Source organism: Kamptonema animale CS-326, from assembly GCF_028330895.1.
Taxonomy (GTDB): Bacteria; Cyanobacteriota; Cyanobacteriia; order Cyanobacteriales; family Microcoleaceae; genus Kamptonema; species Kamptonema formosum.
Window position 1 is genome coordinate 1 of record NZ_JAQMUA010000249.1, and the last position, 8697, is coordinate 8697.

At 44.9% G+C, this 8697-nt stretch carries 7 protein-coding genes; 4 read left to right on the plus strand and 3 right to left on the minus strand.

Annotated features, from left to right (window positions below; translation table 11 throughout):
- Positions 1–609, minus strand: a 609-nt coding sequence (locus tag PN499_RS14590) for a tetratricopeptide repeat protein (RefSeq protein WP_272032710.1), incomplete at its 3' end; no start/stop codon positions are given.
- A 73-nt stretch (positions 610–682) separates the two neighbouring features.
- On the opposite strand from PN499_RS14590, the gene dnaA reads away from it, so the two are divergent.
- Together dnaA and PN499_RS14600 are read left to right on the plus strand one after the other, a co-directional pair.
- Positions 683–2041, plus strand: a complete 1359-nt coding sequence (gene dnaA / locus PN499_RS14595) for a chromosomal replication initiator protein DnaA (RefSeq protein WP_272032712.1) — start codon at positions 683–685, stop codon at positions 2039–2041.
- A 377-nt stretch (positions 2042–2418) separates the two neighbouring features.
- Positions 2419–3591 (plus strand): AAA family ATPase, encoded by a 1173-nt coding sequence (locus PN499_RS14600; RefSeq protein ID WP_272032713.1) that lies wholly within the window; start codon positions 2419–2421, stop codon positions 3589–3591.
- Positions 3592–3853: 262 nt separating this feature from the next.
- Here the strand turns inward: PN499_RS14600 and PN499_RS14605 are convergent, their stop codons facing one another.
- Both PN499_RS14605 and PN499_RS14610 read right to left on the minus strand, forming a co-directional pair.
- A complete protein-coding gene (locus tag PN499_RS14605) occupies positions 3854–4432 on the minus strand; it encodes a single-stranded DNA-binding protein (protein ID WP_272032714.1) in 579 nt (192 codons plus the stop codon).
- A 211-nt stretch (positions 4433–4643) separates the two neighbouring features.
- Positions 4644–7163, minus strand: a complete 2520-nt coding sequence (locus tag PN499_RS14610; RefSeq protein ID WP_272032715.1) for a mannose-1-phosphate guanyltransferase — start codon at positions 7161–7163, stop codon at positions 4644–4646.
- A gap of 449 nt (positions 7164–7612) precedes the next feature.
- On the opposite strand from PN499_RS14610, the gene PN499_RS14615 reads away from it, so the two are divergent.
- Positions 7613–7816 carry a hypothetical protein gene (locus PN499_RS14615; protein WP_039963058.1) on the plus strand — a complete coding sequence of 68 codons (204 nt, stop codon included), beginning with the start codon at positions 7613–7615 and terminating at the stop codon, positions 7814–7816.
- Between the two features lie 3 nt (positions 7817–7819).
- Positions 7820–8566 (plus strand): class I SAM-dependent methyltransferase, encoded by a 747-nt coding sequence (locus tag PN499_RS14620; protein ID WP_007358037.1) that lies wholly within the window; start codon positions 7820–7822, stop codon positions 8564–8566.
- Positions 8567–8697: the final 131 nt, after the last annotated feature.

The following is an 8697-nucleotide window of genomic DNA, read 5'->3' on the forward strand; positions in this document are numbered from 1 at the left end:
ACTCAGAGGAAGGGACTGGCTATAATACTCTAGTGCTTTCTGTTTTTCTCCCAATTCTGAGTAGACTAAGCCGATATTGTTGAGGGTGCGAGCTTCCCCAATGCGATCGCCTACTGCCCTACTCAGAGGAAGGGACTGGCTATAATACTCTAGTGCTTTCTGTTTTTCTCCCAATTCTGAGTAGACTAAGCCGATGTTGTTGAGGGTGCGAGCTTCGCCACCGCGATCGGCTACTGCCCGACTCAAGCTCAGGGACTGGTTGTAATACTCTAGCGCTTTCTGTTTTTCTCCCAATTCTGAGTAGATTCTGCCAAGAGCCAAGAGGCTAATTGCTTGCCCTCCATTGTTGCCCACTTCTCGATACAGCTTTAATGCTTCTTCAAACTTCGCGATCGCTTGTCTTAAAGATTCCGCCGTCCCTTGCTGGTAGAGTTGATCCCCTTCTGTAAAAGCTCTTTCAGCAGCAGTTGCCGGGTTTCCCTCTCTCTGCTGCGATACCCCTTGACTAAGTTGAATAGCACTGCGTGCAGCCACCCCTGGAAATCCTAGCAGGAGTAGAGTACCTACAGCTATCCCCCAACGCCTCAAAATCCAAAGTATGAGATTCATAACTATTTGCTCAACAAAGACTTTGTTAATCGCCTATCATAGCTGTAAAATCGTTAGAATAAATTAGAAAAAAATGCGCCTAGAAATTCTCTGGAATCAGGTGCTTGAACGTCTCCAGGTACAACTAAGCCGACCTACCTTTGAGACTTGGATTAAAACTGCCAGTGCTGAGCAACTGGAAAATAACTGTTTGATTATCCGCACCCCTAATCCTTTTGCTCGTAATTGGTTGCAGAAATATTACATTAAAACAATTGCTCAAGTAGTCGAAGATATCCTCGGTCATTCCGTTGATATCTACCTGACAACCTTGAACGGAGATGACACTACTAACAATAGTTCAGAACTAATTTGGCCATCTCCCGATCTTCCAGAAAGTCACTCTCACCAACAACCTAAACCTGCGAACTTAAATCCTAAATACATATTTGCCCGTTTTGTTGTCGGTTCAAATAATCGCATGGCTCATGCTGCTTCTCTGGCAGTGGCGGAGTCTCCGGGGCGAGAATTTAACCCGCTATTTCTGTGTGGTGGCGTGGGTTTGGGGAAAACTCACCTGATGCAAGCTATCGGTCATTATCGCCTGGAAATTGACCCCGATGCTAAAATCTTTTATGTCTCAACTGAAAAATTTACTAACGATTTGATCGCCGCAATTCGTAAAGATAGTATGCAAAGTTTCCGCGATCATTACCGAGCCGCAGATGTACTTTTAGTAGATGATATCCAATTTATAGAAGGCAAGGAATACACCCAAGAAGAATTTTTTCACACATTTAATACTTTACACGAAGCAGGTAAACAAATAGTTTTAGCTTCAGACCGTCCGCCTAATCAAATTCCCCGCTTGCAAGAACGCCTTTGTTCCCGGTTTTCAATGGGGTTGATTGCAGATATTCAATTGCCTGATTTAGAGACAAGGATGGCGATTTTACAAAAAAAAGCTGAATATGAAAATATGCGGCTCCCGCGAGATGTAATTGAATATATTGCTTCTAGTTATAAGTCAAATATTCGGGAATTAGAGGGAGCTTTGATTCGGGCTGTGGCTTATCTTTCGATTACGGGTTTGCCGATGACTGTGGAGAATCTGGCCCCGATTTTAAACCCTCAAACTGAGAGATTGGAGGCTTCCCCGGATGCGATCCTGACAGCAGTAGGGGATGTATTTGACCTTTCAGTTGAGGAGTTGAAAGGCAATTCTAGACGCAGAGAAATTAGCCTTGCTCGTCAAGTGGGGATGTATTTGATGCGACAACATACGGATTTGAGTTTACCTAAAATTGGTGAGGTTTTTGGGGGTAAGGATCACACGACGGTGCTTTACAGTTGCGATAAGATTGCTCAATTGCGGAATACTGACCCGAATTTGTCTCAAACTTTACGTCAGTTAGGCGATCGCATTAATGCTGTTAGCCGATCGCAAAATTAACACGACTTACGCACAGGGCTCCAGAAACCGGGTTTTTGAGAGAATCTGTGGATAAGGGCGAAGTATTTGTCAAAAAACCCGGTTTCTTTAGTTGGGTGCGTAAGTCCTGTTAATTTAAGCCATCTATTAATTTAACCCATCTACCGCTACTGTGGAAAAACCTGTGGATAATCTGTGGAAAATTTGACTAAATTTGGGGAAAAATCTACTAGGACTTAGGTATAGCTAGGGACTACGGCGTGTGTTCTGGCCTCGTTGTATCCTGGAAAATAGCGATCGCAGACAGGGAGTTTTGCTAACATTCCCACCCCTGAAGGGGACGCAGGGCTGTTTCATTCTAAATTCTTTGACCTCACCCCCCAAACCACCTAACCGCCTTGACGGTTGCCATATTTGCCATTATGAATACTTCAGTTTCTCTCTGTCAGCCTTGGTCATTTCCCTACTGTCCCACCCCTCCAAACTGGACGCTAAATTGGCGATCGCTTCAAGCAGAGTTTGAGTGGTTGCAGTCTCTTGAAAATTGCCCCCAAGACCCTCAATATCACGCCGAAGGCGATGTTTTAACCCACACTCGCCTGGTTTGCGAGGCACTGATCTCCTTGTCCCAATGGCGAGAACTACCACCCATCCAGCAGTCAGTTGTATTTGCAGCCGCCTTGCTGCACGATGTGGCAAAGCCTGACGCGACAACCATTGAAGCCGATGGCAGCATCACTTCTAAGGGGCACGTCTTACAAGGGGCAAAAATGGCACGGCAGTTGCTTTGGCGTGCCAGAGTACCCTTTGAACAGCGGGAGGCAATAGTTGCTTTAGTGAGGTATGGCAGTTTACCCCTATGGTTTTGGGATAAGCCAAATCCTCAGCGAGCAGCGATCGAAGCCAGCCAACTGATTCGGTGCGACTTACTAGCACTATTAGCAGAAGCGGATGTTCGGGGCCGTGAGTGTAGCGATCGCCCTCAACTTTTAGAACGAATTGAATTTTTCCGGGAATTTTGCCAAGAAAATGACTGCTTCGATCGCCCCCGCCAATTTCCCTCAGATTATAGTCGATTTATCTACTTCCAAAAAGAAGATCGCAATCTCAATTATACAGCATTTGACGATACCCAATTTGAAGTAGTTTTAATGTCAGGATTGCCGGGAGCAGGTAAAGATTATTGGATTCAGGAACACTTACCCGACTGGCCTGTAATTTCCCTAGACGCAATCCGAAAAGTCTTAAAAGTTTCCCCAGAAGACGACCAAGGAGTTGTTGTCAATCAAGCGAAAGCAGCGGCTAAAGAGTATCTGAGAGCTAGAAAATCTTTTGTTTGGAATGCGACGAATACAACTCGGCAAATGCGCTCATCTCTAATTCGATTATTTGCTAATTATCAGGCACGAATTCGCATTGTTTATTTAGAAGTTCCTTGCGAAGAATTGCTGCGGCGGAACCTTTCTCGCTCGGCCAGAGTACCTGAATCTGTGATTTTGAAGTTGAGCGATCGCTTAGATATACCCAATATCACGGAAGCTCACAGAGTAGATTGGGTTGTACAAAGCTAGGAGGAGGCAGGAGGCAGGAGGAAGAGGGAAGAAGGTAGAAGGCAGGAGGATTTAGTTATCTAGGAGAGAAGGTAGAATGTTTATACAGTCAGCTTTTGAGCCATCCCGATCTTATGTTTAATTAGGTGGATTTACTTACCAATTCTCCAAATTATTGAGACAATCTGCATTGTTGAGTTAATTTCAGAAGATGACCTCCTGCCTTCTGCCTCCTGCCTCTACTATTGCATAACTTTGGAGAATTGGTATAACTTCTAACTTACTAAAAAGGGATCGGATCGTAATCAGGGCCCTCACCTTCCTCAGAGGGAATCGGTTCAATTGAGGGAGAAGTTGGAGATTGATACCCTGACGGATTGGATTCCCAATCTTCGGTTCCACTAGAACGATTAGCCGTAGTAGAAACAGGGTTTTGACCTCGATTGCGCGAACCTAGAGATACGACATTACTAGGAGCAGAAACAGGTGCATTTGTAGGAACTTTAGTCGGCTCTGTGTGGGATATATTGGCGGTCGAAAAAGAGGTCATCTCCGCCGATCCCAGACTATAAACTTTCTGAGCTGTTAATTCGGCGCGTTTTTCCTTAAACCCTTCCGGTTTTCGCTCAATCGTGTTCATACTCAGGCGACCTTCAATAATAATCCGATCGCCTTGGTGATAATTGCCATGAATTTCTTGAGCCAAATTTCCCCATCCTACAACCTTCAAAGTTGATGGGGGATCTTCAGGCCGATTACCTGGAAATTGCACAAGCATTTCAGCTATTTGAGTTTGATTGTCAGGGGTGTAGCGGAGTTGCGGTGCTTGAACGATCTCCGCCATCAAAATACAGCTATTCATCAGTTGGTAAGTGGTAATTGGTAATTGGTGATTGGTAATTGGTAATTGGTAATTGTTAGTAGTTGATTGTTAGTTGTTAGTCGTAATTGGTGGTAATTAGAGATTTGCAGTAATTGATAGTATTTGGGCATTGTTATGTTATTAATAATAAAAATGCAACAAATAACAATTAACAACTAACCACTAACAATTAACAACTAACAACTAACTACTAACAATTAACAATTTCTGATTGGCTAACAAAATCGTAAACTAGATTGCGGTACTCCCTCAAACTTTGAGCCACCCAATCGCGGTCATTACTGTTAGCAAAGATATGTACAAGAGGTTCGCTAGCATCCGGTAGAACTAATACCCAATTGTCATCATGGTAACTAAAAATCTTCACTCCATCCACCAATTCTAAATTATCCGGTGAGTGAGATTCTACCAGATAGCGCATCAGCGCTCCCTTCACCGTCCAAGGACAGCGGACACTGTAACTGTCGTGAGTCACATGGGGGAGTTGAGCCTTGATCTGTCCAAGCGATCGCTCTTGAATCGTCATCATCTCAATTACTTTAGCAACACAGAACATCCCATCAAAGCCGGGATGCAGTTGTGGGAAAATAAAACCTATATTGGCACTGCCACCCAAAACCACATTCGGATTTGTGTGAGCCGCCTCCATCAGCGCCGTCGGATTTGCCTTGGTGCGAATCACATTACCGTGATGGCGACGAGCGATCTCTTCCACCGCCGAAGAAGTATGAACAGGTACTACTACCGTACATCTTGGATGAGCAGTTAGCATCAGATGTACCATCAGCGCCGTCAACATTTCTCCTCGAATGGCAATACCAGATTCATCAACTAAAATTAGCTGTTCCCCATTTGCAGATACCTGCACTCCAAAGTTAGCATTGAGAGCCTTGACCACGCGACCGAGTTGATCTAGCAAATGCTCTTTTTCTTCCTCTGGGAGGGATGTCTGCTTCAGACTGGCATTGAGTACCACCGCATCGCAGCCGAACTTAGCTAGGAGTTGGGGTAAAATCGCGCCAGAGACAGCGTAAGCATAGTCAATCACCACCTTAGAATTACTGTAGCGAATTGCTTCAACATTCATCTGCCTTTCAAACCTGCGGCTATAAACATCTAGCGCTTGGTTGAAGTAGACCATATCTCCAATCTCAGGAATTTGTGCCCGCCGCAAATCTTCCTTAAAATAAGCTCCTTCTATTTTTTTCTCAATCGCTTTTGTGATATTGATTCCTTTTGAGTCAAAAAATTCTATTAAAATATTATCAGCTCGATCTGGGGAAAGTCGAACGTGAATCCCTCCCACAATTGATAGTGTGGGTACGACGGCGCGAGTAATCGGAATCGCGCTCGCTTCTAAATTCATCACGTTAATGCCTACAGACATTAAACCTGCAATAAAAGACCTAGAAACCATGCGGGAGATGCTACGTTGATCGCGGGAAACCAACACTGAGGCTCCGGGTTTTAAGGTAGAGCCGTAAGCCGCTCCCAATTTAACTGCAAATTCTGGAGTAATGTCAACGTTGGCTAATCCCTGCACACCTCGCTGTCCGAAGAGATTGCGCTTGGCTTGGTCTCCCCAAATCAAGTTATTATTCAACTGAGCTCCCGATTCTATTTTTTTACTCGGCCACACCCGAACGCTAGGACTGACTTGAGCTTCTTCCCCTACAGTACACAAAGAACCGACTACAGCACCTTCCAAGACGTGAGCGCGGCGATCTACGCGGGTTCCTCGACAAATCACGCAGGCCCGCAGGTGAACGTCTTCGCCAATAATTGCGCCATTCCAGATAATGGGGCGTTTGAGGTTGGCATCAGCACCGACAGTTACGTTGTCTCCAATTGCGGTGCCGGCGGCAATTTTGACTCTGGGCCCGATGCGGCAGTTATTACCAACGATCGCAGGTGTCTCTATAATCGCTGTTTCGTCAATAAAAGTGTTTTGACCTACCCAAAGTCCCGGCTTTTGTTCGTAATAAGGAAATTCTAGTTTCACCTTTCCGCGCAGTGCGTCATACTGAGCTTCCCGGTAAATATCGAGTTGACCAATATCGCACCAGTAACCAGAGGCGATGTAGCCGTACATCGGCTCGTTTTTTTCTAGCAGCAATGGGAATAAGTCTTTCGAGAAGTCGCTTTCTGCATTAGCTGGCAGGTAATCCAAAACTTCGGGTTCTAAGATATAAGCGCCTGTGTTGACTGTATCTGAGAAAACTTCGCTAGTGGAGGGTTTTTCTAGGAACCTGCGGATGCGATAGTTTTCATCGGTAATTACCACACCGAATTCCATCGGGTCAGGAACGCGAGTTAAAATCAGGGTAGCTTTTGATTTCATGCTGCGGTGAAAGTTCAGAGCTGCCGTTAAGTCAAAGTCTGTGATGCTGTCGCCGCTAATTACCAAGAAAGTGCGATCGAGAAGTTCAGCAATATTTTTAACACAACCAGCGGTGCCGAGGGGTTGGTCTTCCTCAACGGCATAAGTCATCTGTACGCCAAAGTCACTACCATCTGAAAAGTGATCGCGCATCACGTCAGGGAGGTAGTGCAGCGTCGCAATAATTTCTGTAATGTGATGCCGCCGTAGCAAATTGACGATATGTTCAGCAATGGGGCGGTTGACAATGGGTACCATCGGTTTTGGTAGATCGCACGTCAGCGGTCTAAGCCGTGTTCCCGATCCTCCGGCCATCAGCACTGCTCGCATAAGTCCTCCTTGCAAAGTTAAGGGTTTCAGGTCATTGTCTAGTAGGAATTCTTGCCTGATCGAACTTATCAGCCTTTAGCTATAAGCCTTCAGCTTGATGATCTGCGAGTTTCAAAAATCTAGTGTAGCGATTTGTCCCTGCTCAAGTTCGATCGCCTGATTGCGGAAGTGATTGAAGGAATCAAGCTTTTTTGAGCTTGTTATTTTTTAGTCTTTGGCGATCGCTTTCTTTAGTAAGGTGCAACCCTTACTAGCAAATATAAGCTAAGACTGGTGACAAATGTTACATTACATTATTATAGGCTGTAGAGGGGAAAAAAAGTTATAAGTGAACTGTTAAGTCCTCAAGAAATTTGTAGGCAAGCCGAGGGCGCTGTTGGCTAGAATTGACAAGGGTAGCGCGATGAAGAAGTTTATCCAATCCGATCGGTTATTTAGGGGTTTAGTTGATGAGTACGTTAATTAGCTTGGCGTTGCTAGTCATTTACGGCGGCGGTATGTGGAAGTTCTGGCAGGGGTTTGAGCGGACACCCTTCGACAGGAGCTTTTCAAATCGGCTCAAGCTGTCGTTGCTGTGGCCAGCTTTAATTTTCAATAAATCCTATCGTCAGAACTTTACGAAGGCTCTCAAGGGTTCTCCTAAAAGGTATTGATTGATGTCTAAAAAGCTTGACCGTGCTAGTACAAGTCCACAATCAGAAGGCGATCGCTCTTGGTTTTCTAGTGGCCATCCTGAAAGTTGGCAGGCTCTACTTTCTCAAGTCTCCTCTCGTTTCGATCGCGAATATCGAGGAGAAAATTTCGCTCTACCCGAAGAAGTGGAGGCGATGCCAATTTTTCGGGACTTGGCAGCAGGTACTCTGTTAGCTAAGGTGGCTTCTCCTTTTTGGGAAATTGCCAAACCCCAGAAAAATCAGCGCTGTTTGGATATTGGCTGTGGGGTCAGCTTTTTGGTTTATCCTTGGCGAGACTGGGAAGCCTTTTTTTACGGACAAGATAGCAGCACTGTAGCGCGAGATGCCTTAAATGCTCGCGGGCCCCAGCTAAATTCTAAGCTGTTTAAAGGCGTGCAGTTGGGGCCAGCTCACCGTTTGAATTACGAAGAAAATCAGTTCGATTTGTGCTTCGCAACGGGGTTTAGCTGTTATTTTCCCTTGGATTACTGGGAGGTGGTAATGGGGGAAGTCAAGCGAGTTTTGAAACCGGAAGGTTATTTTGTCTTTGATATCCTTAATCCTGATGCGCCTTTGGCAGAGGATTGGGCAATTTTGGAAACTTATCGAGGAGCTGAGGTATTTTTAGAAGCGATCGCTGACTGGGAAAAATTGATTAAATCTACTGGTGCGAAGGTAGTTAAAAAGAGAAACGGCGAGTTATTTAACCTCTATAAAGTGCAATTTTGAAAAGATATAAATGTTAACAGTTAACTGTTAACTGTTAACTGTTAACTGTTAACTGTTAATAACTTATAGTTTTTTTATCTTTACCAACCTCAAATTAATCAGGACTTATGCACGCCTCACGTAACGCCCCC